The organism is Pseudomonas sp. USTB-Z (genome assembly GCF_019691255.1).
Lineage (GTDB): Bacteria > Pseudomonadota > Gammaproteobacteria > Pseudomonadales > Pseudomonadaceae > Aquipseudomonas > Aquipseudomonas alloputida.
This window is the reverse complement of the sequence record NZ_JAECZP010000001.1, coordinates 432880-449802: the sequence shown is the minus strand read 5'-3', so window position 1 is coordinate 449802 and position 16923 is coordinate 432880. Positions and strand designations below refer to the sequence as shown.

At 62.3% G+C, this 16923-nt stretch carries 17 protein-coding genes; 12 read left to right on the top strand and 5 right to left on the bottom strand.

Annotation, left to right across the window (positions count from 1 at the left end; translation table 11 throughout):
* Positions 1-186 precede the first annotated feature (186 nt).
* The gene (locus I8746_RS01975; RefSeq protein ID WP_017148016.1) at positions 187-1113 is read left to right on the top strand and encodes an alpha/beta hydrolase; all 927 of its coding nucleotides are present in this window, start codon (positions 187-189) and stop codon (positions 1111-1113) included.
* Here I8746_RS01975 and I8746_RS01970 read toward each other — a convergent pair whose 3' ends face one another.
* Positions 1114-1866 (bottom strand): DUF2059 domain-containing protein, encoded by a 753-nt coding sequence (locus I8746_RS01970; protein ID WP_012054028.1) that lies wholly within the window; start codon positions 1864-1866, stop codon positions 1114-1116.
* A 113-nt stretch (positions 1867-1979) separates the two neighbouring features.
* Between I8746_RS01970 and I8746_RS01965 the strand changes: the two genes are divergently transcribed.
* On the top strand, positions 1980-2612 hold the full coding sequence (locus I8746_RS01965; protein ID WP_029611798.1) for a 2OG-Fe(II) oxygenase: 633 nt from the start codon (positions 1980-1982) through the stop codon (positions 2610-2612).
* The gene (locus tag I8746_RS01960) at positions 2599-3102 is read left to right on the top strand and encodes a DUF523 domain-containing protein (RefSeq protein ID WP_017148014.1); all 504 of its coding nucleotides are present in this window, start codon (positions 2599-2601) and stop codon (positions 3100-3102) included. Before I8746_RS01965 ends, I8746_RS01960 begins: the two co-directional genes overlap by 14 nt.
* Before the next feature lie 189 nt (positions 3103-3291).
* Here the strand turns inward: I8746_RS01960 and I8746_RS01955 are convergent, their stop codons facing one another.
* A complete protein-coding gene (locus I8746_RS01955; RefSeq protein ID WP_014754763.1) occupies positions 3292-3780 on the bottom strand; it encodes a transporter substrate-binding domain-containing protein in 489 nt (162 codons plus the stop codon).
* Positions 3781-4003: 223 nt separating this feature from the next.
* Between I8746_RS01955 and I8746_RS01950 the strand changes: the two genes are divergently transcribed.
* A complete protein-coding gene (locus I8746_RS01950; RefSeq protein ID WP_010955687.1) occupies positions 4004-4480 on the top strand; it encodes a DUF4399 domain-containing protein in 477 nt (158 codons plus the stop codon).
* 47 nt (positions 4481-4527) lie between these two features.
* Here the strand turns inward: I8746_RS01950 and serA are convergent, their stop codons facing one another.
* On the bottom strand, positions 4528-5757 hold the full coding sequence (serA, locus tag I8746_RS01945; protein ID WP_003248995.1) for a phosphoglycerate dehydrogenase: 1230 nt from the start codon (positions 5755-5757) through the stop codon (positions 4528-4530).
* Between the two features lie 171 nt (positions 5758-5928).
* Here serA and I8746_RS01940 point away from each other — a divergent pair, with 171 nt between their 5' ends.
* From I8746_RS01940 to I8746_RS01925, 4 genes are all read left to right on the top strand, one after another.
* On the top strand, positions 5929-7326 hold the full coding sequence (locus I8746_RS01940; protein WP_014754761.1) for an FAD-binding oxidoreductase: 1398 nt from the start codon (positions 5929-5931) through the stop codon (positions 7324-7326).
* Positions 7327-7352: 26 nt separating this feature from the next.
* The gene (locus I8746_RS01935; protein ID WP_012054022.1) at positions 7353-8018 is read left to right on the top strand and encodes a fumarylacetoacetate hydrolase family protein; all 666 of its coding nucleotides are present in this window, start codon (positions 7353-7355) and stop codon (positions 8016-8018) included.
* 202 nt (positions 8019-8220) lie between these two features.
* Positions 8221-9141 carry an SdiA-regulated domain-containing protein gene (locus I8746_RS01930; RefSeq protein ID WP_221099937.1) on the top strand — a complete coding sequence of 307 codons (921 nt, stop codon included), beginning with the start codon at positions 8221-8223 and terminating at the stop codon, positions 9139-9141.
* 90 nt (positions 9142-9231) lie between these two features.
* Complete coding sequence (locus I8746_RS01925) at positions 9232-10134, top strand: SdiA-regulated domain-containing protein (protein ID WP_014754759.1); 903 nt, start codon at positions 9232-9234, stop codon at positions 10132-10134.
* 104 nt (positions 10135-10238) lie between these two features.
* Here I8746_RS01925 and rpiA read toward each other — a convergent pair whose 3' ends face one another.
* Entirely contained in the window at positions 10239-10913 is a 675-nt protein-coding gene (rpiA, locus tag I8746_RS01920; RefSeq protein ID WP_003249004.1) for a ribose-5-phosphate isomerase RpiA, read from the bottom strand.
* Between the two features lie 133 nt (positions 10914-11046).
* Between rpiA and ilvA the strand changes: the two genes are divergently transcribed.
* A complete protein-coding gene (ilvA, locus tag I8746_RS01915; protein WP_012054019.1) occupies positions 11047-12561 on the top strand; it encodes a threonine ammonia-lyase, biosynthetic in 1515 nt (504 codons plus the stop codon).
* 147 nt (positions 12562-12708) lie between these two features.
* Positions 12709-13134, top strand: coding sequence for a DUF2269 domain-containing protein (locus tag I8746_RS01910; RefSeq protein WP_012054018.1), 426 nt, complete (start codon positions 12709-12711; stop codon positions 13132-13134).
* A gap of 129 nt (positions 13135-13263) precedes the next feature.
* Here the strand turns inward: I8746_RS01910 and I8746_RS01905 are convergent, their stop codons facing one another.
* A complete protein-coding gene (locus I8746_RS01905) occupies positions 13264-13920 on the bottom strand; it encodes an HAD family phosphatase (protein WP_012054017.1) in 657 nt (218 codons plus the stop codon).
* A gap of 141 nt (positions 13921-14061) precedes the next feature.
* Between I8746_RS01905 and I8746_RS01900 the strand changes: the two genes are divergently transcribed.
* Both I8746_RS01900 and ptsP read left to right on the top strand, forming a co-directional pair.
* Positions 14062-14541 carry an RNA pyrophosphohydrolase gene (locus tag I8746_RS01900; protein ID WP_012054016.1) on the top strand — a complete coding sequence of 160 codons (480 nt, stop codon included), beginning with the start codon at positions 14062-14064 and terminating at the stop codon, positions 14539-14541.
* Between the two features lie 22 nt (positions 14542-14563).
* The gene (ptsP, locus tag I8746_RS01895) at positions 14564-16843 is read left to right on the top strand and encodes a phosphoenolpyruvate--protein phosphotransferase (RefSeq protein WP_003249020.1); all 2280 of its coding nucleotides are present in this window, start codon (positions 14564-14566) and stop codon (positions 16841-16843) included.
* Positions 16844-16923 lie beyond the last annotated feature (80 nt).

Here is a 16923-nt window from a genome sequence, read left to right as displayed (position 1 = left end):
CGCGCAGCGGCCCCAGGATCTCGGCATCATGCATAGATCGCTGGGGCCGCTGCGCGGCCCTTTCGCGACACAAGGCCGCTCCCACAATTAGTTCGGTGCTGGTTGTTGGAGGTGAGCAAGCTTGCCATGGCGCCGGCCAGAGCTGAAGATTCCAGATCAATACTTGCATCAATGTGGATGTACCCGATGCCCCCTGCCTTTCACCCCGACTGCCTGCGCACCAGCCTGGCGCCGTTCACCACTCGCCAGCCACTGTCGGCACAAGCGCAGGACTACCAGCGCTTCTATGGCCTGGACCTGCCGGCACACAGCTGGCTGGGCGGCTTCCAGGCGGCGGGGTTCGACCTGGTCGGGCAGGCCTGGCTACCCGAGCAGCCCAGCGCGACGTTGTTCCTGCTGCACGGCTATTACGACCACATGGGCCTCTACCAGCATGTGATTGCGTGGGCACTCAAGCAAGGTTTTGCGGTGATCAGTTGCGACCTGCCCGGCCACGGCCTGTCCAGCGGCGAGCGGGCCAGCATCACTGACTTCGCGGTGTACCAGCAGGTGCTGGAGGCCTTGTTCGAACAGGCGCACACGCTGCAACTGCCGCACCCGTGGCACCTTTGTGGGCAGAGCACGGGGGGGGCGATTGCCGTGGACCATCTGCTGCACCAGGGCGCACGCAGCCCCGTCGATGGCCAGGTCATCCTGCTGGCCCCGCTGGTGCGGCCATGTTCCTGGCGCTGGTCGAAGTTCAGTTATTGCGTGCTGCGCCACTTCGTCAATGGCATCGAACGGCGCTTCAGTGAGAACACCAACGACCCGGCCTTCCTGCCGTTCCTGGAGGCCGACCCGCTGCAACCGCGTCGCCTGCCAACGGCCTGGGTGGGCGCACTGATCGCCTGGGTCAAACGCATCGAGGCCGCGCCGCGCAGTGCGCGTCGGCCATTGATCGTGCAGGGGGAGGCAGATGGCACGGTGGACTGGCCCTACAACCTCGAAGTGCTCAAGGCCAAGTTTGCCGAGCCACAGATCCTGATGCTGCCCGAGGCCCGTCACCACCTGGCCAACGAGTTGCCGGGCATCCGCCAGCGCTACTTCGACTTCATCGACCAGCGCCTGGGCTGATCACTTCAGGTCGTTGGTGCTTTGACCAACCGCCAGGGCGGCGCGTACAGCGGCCAGGGCCGCCTGGTAGTAAGCCTTGCCCTCTGGCGACTCGGCAAAGGTGGCGAATGCTTCCAGCTCGGCATCGGACAGGTCGCGGTAGACGTACAGCAGGGTGTTGTTCAGGTCTTCGCCAATCTGCCCCATCAACCGCTGGCGCTGGCCATCCAGCAGGCTCTGGGCCTGGCCGCCGCCGAACAGGCCGGGGATCATCGAGCTGAGGCTGTCGGCGGCTACACCGGCGATGGCAAGGCTCACTTCGGCGCCGGCTTCACGCGCAGGCAGGGCTTGGGCCAGGTGGCCGATGACCAGCAGACGATCGTCGCTGGCCTGGATCTTGGGCAGGCCTTTGGCGTTCTTGGCCAGTTCGTCCTTTCGGGTGGCCTTGAGCTCGGCCGCCACCACTTTGCGCCCTAGCGGTGACTGGAAGAAGGCCAGGGCCGGTGCCGGGTTGGCCAGGGTGGCGCGCAGCTTTGCCTGGGCGCGACGGTCCACCGCCTGGGCCTGGAAGCGCTGGTTGCTGTTGTTGACCAGCGCCTGGTAGACGGCGGGTGGCAAACTGTTGCGGTAGCGCTCCTGGGCAGCGGTCAGGGCATCGTTGAAGTGGGCGCGCTGGTCGGGCCAGCCGGCGGCCTTGTACAGTTGATCCAGGTTGTCTGCCCAGACAGGCATGGTGCAGATCATCAGCAGAATCAGGGAAAACAGACGGCGCATTCAGGACTCCTGTCGGCAGGTGGCTATTGTCCTTGGCCCGGCGCCGGTTTGTCGAGATACCCGCGTGTTTCTCGGCCAAGTGGCGCTGTGCGGCGACAGGGCGAATGGATATGATGCGCGCCATGCACATATCCCCTGAACACCCGATGCTTGCGGCCGTCGTCGACGATCTGGCCACCCATGGCTGGTCCCAGCAGGCGCACTTTCTGCCTGCCGACCTGGTGCGCGCGCTGGCGGCCGAGTGCCGTCGCCGTGATGCCGAAGGCGAACTGAACCCCGCAGGGGTTGGGCGGGGTGCTACCCAGGAGGTGCGCGAAGCCATTCGCGGTGACCAGATCCAGTGGATCGACCCGGGGCAGGCCGAGGCCTGCGACCTGTACCTGGCGGCGATGGATCAGCTGCGCCTGGCAATCAACCAAGGCCTTTTCCTGGGCCTGGAAGACTTTGAATGCCACTTTGCCCTGTACCCACCGGGGGCGTTCTATCGCCGGCACCTGGACCGCTTCCGCGACGATGACCGTCGCATGGTCTCGGCGGTGCTTTACCTCAATGAAGGCTGGCAATCGCATGACGGTGGCCAGTTGCGTATGTTCCTGGCCGACGGTGTCGAGCACGATGTCGAGCCAGTGGCCGGTTGCCTGGTGGTATTCCTGTCGGGCGAAGTGCCTCACGAAGTCCTGCCGGCCGGGCGTGAGCGGCTGTCATTGACCGGCTGGTTCAGGCGGCGTGGCAATGACCCGTTCTGAGAGGCCCAAGGTGCTGGTGAGCGCCTGCCTGTTGGGGCAGCCAGTACGCTATGACGGCCGGGCAAGCGGTCATCCCGATTTGTTGCAGCAGTGGCAGGCCGAAGGGCGCGTGGTGCCGTTGTGCCCGGAGGTAGCCGGTGGCTTGCCGACACCGCGGCCACCAGCAGAGATCCTGGGAGGGCAGGGCAGCGCAGTGCTCGATGGCGACACGCAGGTGCTGACGGTGACGGGTGAAGATGTCAGTGCCGCGTTTCTGGCGGGTGCGCAGTTGGCGCTGGAGCTGGTACGGCGGCATGGCATTCGCGTAGCGGTGCTGAAGTCTGGTAGCCCTTCGTGTGGCAACCGGTTGACCTATGATGGCACCTTCAGGGGGGTGAAAGTGGCGGGGGAAGGGGTAACCACGGCGCTGCTGCGGCGGGCGGGCGTGCAGGTGTTCAGCGAGCTGGAGCTGGACCAGGCGCAGCGGGCTTTGGCTGATAGATCTGCTTGAACCTGCGCCGGCCCTTTTGCGGGTGAACCCGTTCCTACCGCGGTGGTGGACACCCATCGGGGGGTGGACACAGCCCGTCGTGTAGGAGCGGGTTCACCCGCGAAGAGGCCGGCCCTGCTGGCCAATCTCCCCCGCCGATCACCGTTGCCGCCGCCACTGTATTAGCGGGTACAGGTTGCAAAGAAGACCTCACTGCCCGCCTGCAGTCTCCTGCACACCCTTGAACCACTTCTGCTCAAGCTCGGCAGTCCGGCCACTGTCTTTCAAGCGCTGCAACGCATTGTTTACGGCGCTTTCAAAAGCCGGGTTGTCCTTCTGAAACGGGATCACCAGCTTCTTCTCGCCAATCGGCAGGCTTACATCGAGCGGGCCGTCGCCTGTGAGCGATTCACTCGACGGGGCGAACGCGATGTCGTACTTGCCACTCTCGACACCCGCCAGCACTTCGGCAGACGGGGCTTCGACGAACTCGGCGCGCAAGTCCAGTTCCTTGGCCAGGGCCTGGCCAAATTCGATGTCGAAACCTGTCAGGTGGTCGTCTTGTTTGAAGGCGTATGGCGAGTTCTCGGCCTGTACGGCAATGCGCAGTTCGCCCCGGTCGGCGATTTCGTCGATCAGCTCTGCCTGAGCCAATGGACTGATCAGTACTGCCAGCAGTACCCCTATGGTCGAACGCATGTATGCCCCTTTTCTTTTAGCAGTTTGAAATCGATCGCCACGGCTTTCTTCCTCGCCGTGATCGAGCGCAGCCTATGACCTTCAAGCCTCGGCATTGTTTAACCCTGACTGAAATATTTCTGCCAGGCAATGTGAACACCTTGGCGCATATTTCAACTAAGGTGAACTACCGCCGCGTTTGGATGACAGGCTGCGGTCAATAAGTGAATCACAGGAGAAGTGAATGAACAGCCTATTTTCGCGTGCTGCCGTTGCCGGTCTGCTGATGGGAGCGTCGGTGTTCGCCAGTGCCGCAGACGCCCTGAAGAGCCAGGAGCCGCCCAAGGAGGCGAAGGTCTTCATCGTTTCCCCCGCCGATGGTGCCACGGTCGACAAAACCTTCACCGTCAAGTTCGGTATCGAGGGTATGGGCCTCAAGCCTGCGGGTGACCAAACCCCGCACACCGGGCACCACCATCTGCTGGTGGATGTCGACAAAGAGCCGGTGGCTGACATGCCACTGCCGACCAGCCTGATGCCAGAGGCCGGCGTCGCACTGCCGAAGGGGCCGCAAGTGCTGCACTTTGGCAAGGCACAGACCGAAACCAGCATTACCCTGACCCCGGGCAAGCACACCCTGCAACTGATTCTGGGTGACCAGTATCATGTGCCGTTCAAGCCTAGCGTCGAGTCGAAGAAGATCACGGTTGAAGTGAAATAAAAAAAGGGAGGCCTTCAGGGCCTCCCTTTTTCATGCTGCACCGAGACTTAGAACAGGACGCGGGAACGGATGGTGCCCTTGACCTGTTGCAGTTTCTCTTGCGCAAGGTCCGAGTACTCGGCGTCAACGTCGATTACCACGTAACCGACTTTCTCGTTGGTCTGCAGGAACTGACCGGAGATGTTGATACCGTTCTCGGCGAAGACCTTGTTGATCTCGCTGAGCACGCCCGGGATGTTTTCGTGGATGTGCAGCAGGCGGTGCTTGCCTGGGTGAGCCGGCAGGGCCACTTCCGGGAAGTTGACCGAGGACACCGAGGTACCGTTGTCGCTGTACTTGACCAGCTTCTCGGCCACTTCCAGACCGATGTTGGCCTGGGCTTCGGCGGTGGAACCACCAATGTGCGGCGTCAGGATCACGTTGTCGAGGCCGCGCAGCGGGCTTTCGAACTCTTCGTCGTTGGAGCGTGGCTCGACCGGGAACACGTCGATGGCGGCGCCGATCAGGTGCTTGTCCTTGATGGCAGCGGCCAAGTGGTCCAGTTCGACCACGGTGCCACGGGCGGCGTTGATCAGGATCGCGCCCTTCTTCATCGAGCGGATTTCCTTCTCGCCGATCATCCACTGGGTGGAGGGCAGTTCAGGCACGTGCAGCGAGACGATGTCAGCCAGGCCCAGCAGCTCGTTCAGGCTGGTGACCTGCACGGCGTTGCCCAGTGGCAGCTTGGTCAGCGGGTCGAAGAAGTACACCTGCATGCCCATGTTCTCAGCCAGTACCGAAAGCTGGGTACCAATCGAGCCGTAGCCGACGATGCCCAGTTTCTTGCCGCGGATTTCGAACGAGTTGGCCGCGCTCTTGATCCAGCCACCACGGTGGCAGGAGGCGTTCTTCTCAGGGATGCCGCGCAGCAGCAGGATGGCTTCGGCCAGCACCAGCTCGGCCACCGAACGGGTGTTGGAGTACGGTGCGTTGAACACGGCGATACCGCGCGCGCGGGCAGCTTCCAGGTCAACCTGGTTGGTGCCGATGCAGAAGCAGCCAACAGCGACCAGTTTCTTGGCGCAGTCGAAGATCTCTTCAGTGAGCTGGGTACGCGACCGGATGCCGATGAAGTGGGCATCAGCGATCTTTTCCTTCAGCTCGGCTTCCGGCAACGAACCAGTGAGGTATTCGATGTTGGTGTAGCCGGCGGCCTTGAGAGTATCGACCGCGTTCTGGTGCACACCTTCAAGAAGAAGGAACCGGATCTTGCTCTTGTCGAGAGAAGTCTTGCTCATCTGCGTAAACCTGTATCCCGGAGATAAATTGGCGAGGGGTGATGCCAGGCGCGAGGGCAGCCTTAGCATGAACAGCGGGAGGGCTATGCTAGCATACGCGACACAATCTGAGCTTATCCCGACAGGTGAAGAGTGCTCAGGGTGACCATGAATAAGTCGAGAGTTCCAGCGATGACCCACCCCGCTGTTATTGAAGAACTGATGACCCTTGTCGACCCTGGCAAGGTCCTGACTGACCCGGTTTCCCTCGAAGCGTATGGCAAGGACTGGACCAAGCATTATCCGCCAGCGCCCAGCGCCATCGTCTTCCCCAAAACGATAGAACAGGTGCAAGCCATTGTGCACTGGGCCAATGCGCACAAGGTGGCGCTGGTGCCCTCTGGCGGGCGCACCGGGCTTTCTGCCGGCGCCGTGGCGGCCAATGGCGAGGTTGTCGTCGCCTTCGACTACATGAACCAGATCCTTGGCTTCAATGCTTTCGACCGTACTGTGGTTTGCCAGCCAGGGGTCGTCACCCGCCAGTTGCAAACCTACGCCGAAGAGCAAGGTCTCTATTACCCGGTGGACTTCGCTTCCAGCGGTTCCAGCCAGATTGGCGGCAATATCGGCACCAATGCCGGCGGGATCAAGGTGATTCGTTACGGTATGACCCGCAACTGGGTGGCCGGGCTGAAAGTGGTCACCGGCAAGGGCGAGTTGCTGGAACTGAACAAGGACCTGATCAAGAACGCCACCGGCTACGACCTGCGCCAGCTGTTCATTGGTGCCGAGGGTACGCTGGGCTTCGTGGTCGAGGCCACCATGCGCCTGGACCGCGCACCGCGCAACCTCACCGCCATGGTGCTGGGCACACCGGACTTCGACGCTATCATGCCGGTGCTGCACGCCTTCCAGGGCAAGCTGGACCTGACCGCTTTTGAATTCTTCTCCGACAAGGGGTTGGCCAAGATCCTCGCCCGCGGCGATGTGCCTGCGCCCTTCGCGACGGATTGCCCGTTCTATGCGCTGCTGGAGTTCGAGGCCAGCACTGAAGAGGTTGCCAATGAAGCATTGGCTACCTTCGAGCACTGCGTCGAGCAGGGTTGGGTGCTGGACGGGGTGATGAGCCAGAGCGAAAGCCAGCTGAAAAACCTGTGGAAGCTGCGCGAGTACCTGTCGGAAACCATCTCGCACTGGACACCGTACAAGAACGACATTTCCGTCACCGTCTCGAAAGTGCCTGCGTTCCTGCGCGATATCGACGCCATCGTCTCAGCGCATTACCCGGACTATGAAGTGGTGTGGTACGGCCATATTGGTGATGGCAACCTGCACTTGAACATCCTCAAGCCTGAGCATATGAGCAAGGACGACTTCTTCGCTTCGTGTGCCAAGGTCAACAAGTGGGTGTTCGAGATCGTCGAGCGTTACAACGGGTCGATTTCTGCCGAGCATGGCGTGGGCATGACCAAGCGTGACTACCTGGGCTACAGCCGCTCCCCCGAAGAAATCGCCTGCATGAAGGCAATAAAGGCCGTGTTCGACCCTAACGGCATCATGAATCCGGGTAAGATCTTCGCACCTGAATAAAAAGCAGTATCCAGAAGGAGTCGGCCATGAGTTACCAGCACCAGTACGTAGACGGCACGCGCATTCACTTCCCCCTGGGCAAGGTGGTGTGCATCGGCCGTAACTATGCCGAGCATGCCAAGGAACTGGACAACCCGATCCCCACCGAGCCGCTGCTGTTCATCAAGCCAGGCAGCTGCGTGGTGCCGGCCGAAGGTGGCTTCAAGATCCCGGCCGAGCGTGGGTCGGTGCACTATGAGGTTGAAATTGCCGTGCTGCTGGGCAAGCCGCTGTCGACCCACCCGAGCGAGGAAGAGGTGCTGGACGCCATTTCCGGTTACGCACCGGCGCTGGACCTGACCCTGCGCGACGTGCAGGCCAAACTGAAGGAAAAGGGCCTGCCCTGGGAGCTGGCCAAGTGCTTTGACGGCGCTTGCGTGCTGCCACCGTTCGTCTCGGCCGCCAGCTTTGAGGACGTGACAGACATCCCGGTGCGCCTGACCGTGAACGGCGAAGTGCGCCAGGAGGGTAACAGCGCGATGATGCTGAACCCGATCGTGCCGATGATCCAGTACATGGCAGCGCATTTCTCGCTACAAGCGGGGGATGTAATCCTCACCGGTACCCCGGCGGGTGTTGGGCCGTTCAATGTCGGTGACGAGCTGGTGCTGGAACTGCCGGGTGTGAGCCGCTTCGAAAGCCGGGTGCTTTAACTCGAAACCGCGTCGCCTTTTTCGCGGGTAAACCCGCTCCTACAGGGAACGCGTCGCGTTCTTCGCGGGTAAACCCGCTCCTACAGGGATTGCAGCACCTTGGGAGCGGGCATGCCCGCGAATGGGCCGGCACTGTTTACCGATTTTTCACACCCAATCCGGATAATGCGCGCACCTACGCCTATTTCCCCAGGATCACCGCATGCCATCCTCCTCCAGCGCCCCGGCAACTCCCAAGCGTCGCTTCTACCTGCGCTGGCCCTTCGGCCTGGCCGTGGCGGCGGTGATCGGCTATGGCGTGGCCGTGGCCATGCACTGGGATGACCGCGGTGCACTGTGGGTAAAAGAAAGCTTCGAAAGCACCGCCGAGCGCAGCGATAGCGTGTGGCTGCCGGATTACCAGGTGGACATCGACGCCAAACCGCTGCCGGGCATGGACGATGACGAAGCCTCGGACGTGGCCTTCAACCCGCAGACCCGCACCCTGTTCGCGGTCATGGGCAAGAACCCGTTCCTGGTCGAGCTGAGCCTGGAGGGCGATGTACTGCGCAAGATCCCGCTCAACGGCTGGAACAACCCCGAAGGCATCGCGGTGCTGGAAGACGGCAACCTGGCCATCACCGACGAGCGCCTGCATGACCTGACCGTGGTCAAGGTGGACGCGCAGACCACTGCACTGAATCACGACGACTTCCCGAGCCACGACCTGGGCCCTTCGGCCAAGAGCAACAAGGGCTTCGAGGCCGTCGCCTGGGACCCGCTGCGCCAGCGCCTGATCATTGGTGAGGAGCGCCCGCCCAAGCTGTACACCTGGAACACCGATGGCCGCAGCCCGCTCAAGGGTGAGAAGCAGCCGTTGCCTAGCGATGAGCTCGACTTGCGCAACCTGTCTGCGCTGGGTGTCGACCCGCGTACTGGCCACCTGCTGGTGCTTTCGGCCGACTCCAACATGCTGCTGGAGCTGGACGAGCAGGGCCAGCAAGTCAGCTTCATGACGCTGCTGGGCGGCTTCAACGGGCTTGAAGGCACCATTCCGCGGGCTGAAGGGGTGGCCATGGACGACAAGGGCACCTTGTACATGGTCAGCGAGCCGGCGCTTTTCTATCGATTCAAAAAGAACTGACAACATCATCAGAATTGCCTGACGCTTGCATTAAGCTTTGCTTCAGCCATTCATGATTAGATTCGCCACCCCTGTGTCGAGTCTGTCCCTATGCGTCGTTTTGTTCGCCTGTTTCTTGTTCTGGCTGCCCTTGGTCTGCTCCTGCTTGGCTGGGCCGGGCAGGAGTTTCGCCTGTTCGAGCGTGGCTGGTTCAATCTCAAGACCTGGTGGCAGCCTGTGGAGCGAAGCATTGGCCTGGATCGCTACCGGGTGGTGCTGGAGGCGCAGCCGATCGAAGGGCTGGATGATGACATTTCGGCGCTGACCTACGACCCCGACCGCAAAACCCTCTTCACGGTCACCAATGCCCGTTCGGAGCTGATCGAGCTGTCGCTGGATGGCCGTATCCTGCGGCGTGTGCCGCTGACTGGCTTCGGCGACCCGGAGGCTGTGGAGTACGTTGGGCCAAACAGCTATGTGATCACCGACGAGCGTCAGCAACGGCTGATTCGCGTACGGCTGGAAGACGACACGATGTTTCTCGATGCCGGTGATGCCGAACAGCTGACATTGGGTATTGGCCTCAATGGCAACAAAGGCTTCGAGGGCCTGGCCTACGATTCGGCGGGCAAGCGCCTGTTCGTGGCGAAGGAGCGTGACCCGATGCTGATCTATGAGGTGCATGGCTTCCCGCATGACAATCCGGAAAAGCCCTACGCCGTGCATGTGGTGCAGGACCGCAAGCGCGATTCACGGTTGTTTGTGCGGGATTTGTCGAGTTTGCAGTTCGATGAACGCAGCGGGCATTTGCTGGCATTGTCGGACGAGTCGCGGTTGGTGCTGGAGCTGGATGTACAGGGCCAGCCGCTGAGTACCTTGTCGTTGCGCAAGGGCTTCCAGGGGTTGCAGGCGACGGTGCCGCAGGCCGAGGGGATTGCGATGGACGAAGCGGGGACCATTTACCTGGTCAGTGAGCCCAACCTGTTCTATGTGTTCAAGCAGCCGACTGATTGATCGCCTATCAGGGCCTGTTCGCGGGTAAACCCGCTCCTACAGAGATCGCCACGGTTCCAGGCCGGTGGGGTACCTTGTAGGAGCGGGTTTACCCGCGAAGGGTTTTACTCGGCCTTCAGGCTCTTCACGCCTTCAGCGGTACCCAGCAGCAGCAGATCCGCCGGCCGCGCCGCGAACAGGCCGTTGGTCACCACGCCGACGATGGCGTTGATCTGTGCTTCCAGCTCCACCGGGTTGGTGATCTGCAGGTTGTACACATCCAGGATCACGTTGCCGTTGTCGGTGACCACGCCTTCACGGTACACCGGGTCACCACCCAGCTTCACCAGCTGACGTGCCACGTGGCTGCGGGCCATGGGGATTACTTCGACCGGCAGCGGGAAGGCCCCCAGTACCGGCACCAGCTTGCTGCCGTCGGCGATGCAGATGAAGGTCTTGGCCACGGCCGCGACGATCTTTTCGCGGGTCAGGGCTGCGCCGCCGCCCTTGATCAGGTGCAGGTGTGCGTCGCTCTCGTCAGCACCGTCCACGTAAAACTCAAGCTCGCTGACGCTGTTCAGTTCGTAGACCGGGATGCCATGGCCCTTCAGGCGCTGGGCAGTGGCTTCGGAGCTGGCGACTGCGCCGTCGAACGCGGTCTTGTGCTGAGCCAGGGCATCGATGAAGAAGTTGGCGGTCGAACCGGTACCGACGCCTACGACGCTCTTTTCATCCAGCTTGGGCAGAATGAAGTCGACAGCGGCCTGGGCGACGGCCTGTTTGAGTTGGTCCTGGGTCATGCGGGCTCCGGAAGGGGCAGGGCGGTTTCAAAGTTGCCTAGTATAACGGCTCGCACGGCTTTGCTGTGGTCGCCCGACGTAGCGCTGGGGTAGACTCCCAGCCCTCGTCCCGCGGCCCAGTGATGCTTTCCCGATGCTCGAACAGTACGTCAAGAAGATCCTCACCTCGCGCGTCTATGACGTTGCCGTCGAAACCCCGTTGCAGAGTGCCGGGCAGCTGAGCAAGCGCCTGGGCAACCAGATTCTGCTCAAGCGCGAAGACCTGCAGCCAGTATTCTCGTTCAAGATCCGCGGCGCCTATAACAAACTGGCCCAGCTGAGCCCGGAAGAACTGGCCCGTGGCGTGGTCACCGCCTCGGCCGGCAACCACGCCCAAGGCCTGGCCCTGGCCGCGCGCGAAATGGGCATCAAGGCCACCATCGTGATGCCCAAGACTACTCCGGAGATCAAGGTCGAAGGCGTGCGCTCGCGCGGTGGCAAGGTGGTGCTGCATGGCGACTCGTTCCCTGAGGCACTGGCCTATTCGCTGAAACTGGTCGATGAAAAGGGCTTCGTCTACGTTCACCCTTACGACGATCCGCACACCATCGCCGGGCAGGGCACCGTCGCCATGGAAATCCTGCGCCAACACCCTGGCCGGCTGGATGCGATCTTCGTGCCGGTGGGCGGTGGCGGCCTGATCGCCGGCATTGCTGCCTACGTGAAGTACCTGCGCCCGGAAATCAAGGTAATCGGTGTCGAGCCGGACGATTCCAACTGCCTGCAGGCGGCCATGGCTGCCGGTGAGCGTGTGGTGCTGCCGCAGGTCGGGCTGTTCGCCGATGGCGTGGCGGTGGCGCAGATTGGCCAGCACACCTTTGATATCTGCCGCCACCATGTGGACGAAGTCGTCACTGTCAGTACCGATGAAATCTGCGCAGCAATCAAGGATATCTACGACGATACCCGCTCGATCACCGAGCCTGCTGGCGCGCTGGGTGTGGCGGGCATCAAGAAGTACGTCGAGCTATACGGCGTCAGCGGCCAGACCCTGGTGGCCATCGACTCCGGTGCCAACGTCAATTTCGATCGCCTGCGCCATGTGGCCGAACGTGCCGAGCTGGGTGAGAAGCGCGAGGCGATCATCGCCGTGACCATCCCTGAGCGCCCGGGTAGCTTCAAGGCCTTCTGCGAGGCTATCGGCAAGCGTCAGATCACCGAGTTCAACTACCGCAAGCACACCTCTGACGAAGCGCATATCTTCGTTGGGGTGCAGACCCACCCGGAAAACGACCCCCGCGCAGCGCTGGTGCAGCAACTGACCGAGCAGGGCTTCCCGGTTACCGATCTGACCGACAATGAACTGGCCAAGCTGCATATTCGTCATATGGTCGGCGGCCACTCGGCCGGTGCCAGCGATGAAATGGTGCTGCGCTTCGAATTCCCCGAGCGGCCGGGGGCGCTGTTCAACTTCCTCAACAAGCTGGGCGGGCGCTGGAACATCTCGATGTTCCACTACCGCAACCATGGCGCGGCTGATGGGCGCGTGGTGGCGGGGCTGCAGGTGCCGGAGGACGAACGTCACCTGGTGCCGGCAGCGCTGGCCAAGATCGGTTACCCGTACTGGGACGAGACCGAAAACCCGGCCTACAAACTGTTCCTGGGCTGAGCGGCTAAGCTAGGGCTGATGGCCCGTTCGCGGGCTTGCCCGCTCCCACAGGTAACGCGCAGGCCTCAAGGCCTGAGATACCTTGGCAGGAGCGGGTAAGCCCGCGAAGAAGCGACCGCAAAATGCCCGTTTAAGGACGACCGAGACATGGAACACCTGACCACGCTCAAGACCCTGCACATCATCGCCACCGCGCTGCTGCTTCTGGGCGCCCTGGGCCTGGCGATCTGGACCTGGCGCGCCCGCCGCCAGGGCGATGCCGAAGCCTACGCCAAGCTGCTGCGCCGGCCGTTGGTGTTCGTCTGGTTGGTGATGGGCCTGTGCCTGGTGAGCATGCCGTTCACCGGCTGGTGGCTGGTACACCTGGTGGGCTGGCCACTGGGGCAGACCTGGGTGTTGGCATCCAGTGTCATCTATACATTTGGCGCGTTTGCCGTGTGGTGGCTGCTGGTGCGGCTGAACCGGCTGCGCAAGGCCGAGGTGGTGGGGTTGCGGTTTACCCTGGCGCTGGCGGTATTCAGTGGGGTTTGCTTCCTGTCCATTGCCGGGCTGATGGGGGCCAAGCCGGTCTGACAGCCTTGTGCTGATTGTGCCGGCCTATTCGCGGGTGAACCCGCTCCTACAGGTACAGCGCAGCCCTCAAGGCCTGTGGTGATTCCTGTGGGAGCGGGCGTGCCCGCGAAAAGACCGGCACGGAAAACCTCAATCCCGCAGCGAGATCACCGGCCATCCACGCTTATCCGCCTCGGCCCGCAGGTCCGGGGCCGGGTCCACAGCCACTGCATGCGTCACCCGCTGCAACAACGGCAGGTCATTCATCGAGTCGCTATAGAAGTAGCTGTCCTCAAGATCAAAGCCGTTCTCCAGCATCCAGCGTTCCAGCCGCGTCACTTTGCCTTCACGGAAACACGGTATATCGGTACTACGCCCGGTGTAGCGGCCGTCGCGCACCTCGCATTCGGTTGCCAGCAACACCCGCACCCCCAGGCGCCGGGCGATTGGTGCGGTGACGAAGCGGTTGGTAGCGGTGATGATCACCAGCTGGTCGCCCGCCTCGCGGTGCTGCTGCAGCAAGGCCAGGGCCTTGGGCAGGACGATGGGCTCGATGCAGTCGCGCATGAAATCGCGGTGCCATTCGTCGAGTTGGGGCATGGGTGTTGCCGCCAGGATTTCCATGGAAAAGGCCAGGTAGGCCTGAAGGTCCAGGGTGCCATTGAGGTAATCCTGGTAGAAGCTGTCGTTGCGTTGCTTGTAGGCGACCGGGTCGAGAATGCCGCGCTCGCAAAGATAGTCACCCCAGGCATGGTCGCTGTCGCCACCGAGGAGGGTATTGTCCAGGTCGAATAAAGCCAGGCGCATCGCGGTCACTCGCATCAGCCACAGGGTAGGCCCGCAGAATACGGAGTTTTCACGCAGCTGCACATAAGCTTGGCGGGCGCGTTGCTGCGCTCGCAAGCTTTGTGGAACAATGCGTTGACATGCGTTTGCGAGGTTGCTGCCGTGATCGACCCGGATGGTTTTCGCCCCAATGTCGGGATCATTCTCACGAATGATGCCGGGCAGGTGCTATGGGCTCGACGGATCAACCAGGATGCCTGGCAATTCCCCCAGGGTGGTATCAACCCTGACGAGACGCCGGAAGACGCCCTGTACCGCGAGCTGAACGAAGAAGTTGGCCTTGAACGCGACGATGTAGAAATTCTTGCCTGCACCCGTGGCTGGTTGCGTTATCGTTTACCCCAGCGATTGGTACGTACCCACAGCCAGCCGCTGTGCATCGGCCAGAAGCAGAAGTGGTTCCTGCTGCGCCTGTTGAGCAACGAACAACGGGTGCGGATGGACCTGACCGGCAAGCCGGAATTCGACGGTTGGCGCTGGGTGAGCTATTGGTATCCGCTGGGCCAGGTTGTGACATTCAAGCGCGAGGTGTACCGGCGCGCCCTGAAAGAGCTAGCACCGCGTCTGTTGACGCGCGACTGACGACGGAGTTCGACCCCGAGCCATGCTCAATACGCTGCGCAAGATCGTCCAGGAAGTAAACTCCGCCAAAGATCTCAAGTCGGCGTTGGGGATCATTGTCTTGCGCGTCAAGGAAGCCATGGGCAGCCAGGTCTGCTCGGTCTACCTGCTCGACCCGGAAACCAACCGCTTCGTGCTGATGGCGACCGAAGGCCTGAACAAGCGCTCCATCGGCAAGGTCAGCATGGCCCCCAACGAAGGCCTGGTTGGCCTGGTCGGTACCCGGGAAGAGCCGCTGAACCTGGAAAACGCCGCCGACCACCCGCGTTACCGCTACTTTGCCGAAACCGGCGAAGAGAAATTCGCCTCCTTCCTGGGTGCGCCGATCATCCACCACCGCCGTGTGGTCGGGGTACTGGTCATCCAGCAAAAGGAGCGCCGTCAGTTCGATGAGGGCGAGGAAGCCTTCCTGGTCACCATGAGCGCCCAGCTTGCCGGGGTTATCGCCCACGCCGAGGCTACCGGCTCGATCCGTGGCCTGGGCCGTCAGGGCAAAGGTATTCAGGAAGCGCGCTTCGTGGGTGTGCCGGGTTCGCCTGGTGCCGCGGTGGGGCGTGCGGTGGTGATGTTGCCGCCGGCCGACCTGGAAGTGGTCCCGGACAAGACCGTCGATGACATCGACGCCGAACTCAAGCTGTTCCAGAACGCCCTGGAAGGTGTGCGCGACGACATGCGCAAGCTGTCGGCCAAACTGGCCACCCAGCTGCGCCCGGAAGAGCGTGCGCTGTTCGACGTCTATCTGATGATGCTGGAAGACGCAGCCCTGGGCGGTGAGGTGACCGAGGTCATCAAGACCGGCCAGTGGGCCCAGGGCGCCCTGCGCCAGGTGGTTGGTGAGCACGTCAACCGCTTCGAGCTGATGGACGACGACTACCTGCGTGAGCGTGCCTCCGACGTCAAGGACCTGGGGCGCCGCCTTTTGGCCTACCTGCAGGAAGCGCGCTCGCAGTCGTTGGTGTATGCCGACAACACCATCCTGGTCAGTGAGGAACTGACACCGGCCATGCTCGGTGAAGTGCCGGAAGGCAAGCTGGTCGGCCTGGTCTCGGTACTCGGCTCGGGCAACTCCCACGTCGCCATCCTCGCGCGTGCCATGGGCATCCCCACGGTGATGGGCCTGGTCGACCTGCCATACTCCAAAGTCGACGGTATTGAACTGATCGTCGATGGCTACAAGGGCGAGGTGTTCACCAACCCCAGCGAAGTGCTGCGCAAGCAGTACAGCGAAGTGGTCGAGGAGGAACGCCAGCTGGCCCAAGGGCTGGATGCACTGCGTGAACTTCCGTGCGTCACCCCCGACGGCCACCGCATGCCCCTGTGGGTCAACACTGGCCTGCTCGCTGACGTGGCCCGTGCCCAGCAGCGCGGCGCCGAAGGGGTAGGCCTGTACCGCACTGAAGTGCCGTTCATGATCAACCAGCGCTTCCCCAGTGAGAAAGAGCAGCTGGCCATCTACCGTGAGCAGCTGGCGGCCTTCCACCCGCTGCCGGTGACCATGCGTACCCTCGACATCGGTGGCGACAAGGCTCTGTCGTACTTCCCCATCAAGGAAGAAAACCCGTTCCTCGGCTGGCGCGGCATCCGCGTCACCCTCGACCACCCGGAAATCTTCCTGGTGCAGACCCGCGCCATGCTCAAGGCCAGCGAGGGCCTGAACAACCTGCGCATCCTGCTGCCGATGATTTCCGGCATTCACGAGCTGGAAGAGGCGCTGCACCTGATCCACCGTGCCTGGGGTGAAGTGCGTGACGAAGGTACCGATGTACCGATGCCGCCCGTGGGTGTGATGGTGGAAATCCCGGCGGCGGTGTACCAGACCAAGGAGCTGGCGCGGCAGGTGGACTTCCTGTCGGTAGGCTCCAACGACCTGACCCAGTACCTGTTGGCGGTGGACCGCAACAACCCGCGGGTCGCCGACCTGTACGATTACCTGCACCCGGCGGTACTGCAGGCGCTGAACACGGTGGTGCGCGACGCCCATGGCGAAGGCAAGCCGGTGAGCATCTGCGGCGAGATGGCCGGTGACCCGGCGGCAGCGGTCCTGTTGATGGCCATGGGCTTCGACAGCCTGTCGATGAACGCCACCAACCTGCCGAAGGTCAAGTGGATGCTGCGCCAGATCAATATGGGCAAGGCCAAGGAACTGCTGGCCGAGGCCTTGAGCCATGACAACCCGCAGGTTATCCACAGCTCGCTGCAGCTGGCCCTGAAGAACCTTGGGTTGGCGCGGATGATTGGGCCTGGGGCTAATAAAACCTTGTGAGGGTGATGCGGCCTGTCCCGGCCTCTTTGGGGGTGAACCCGCTCCTACAACCGGCCTGCGCCTAAACCCTCGATGTGTGT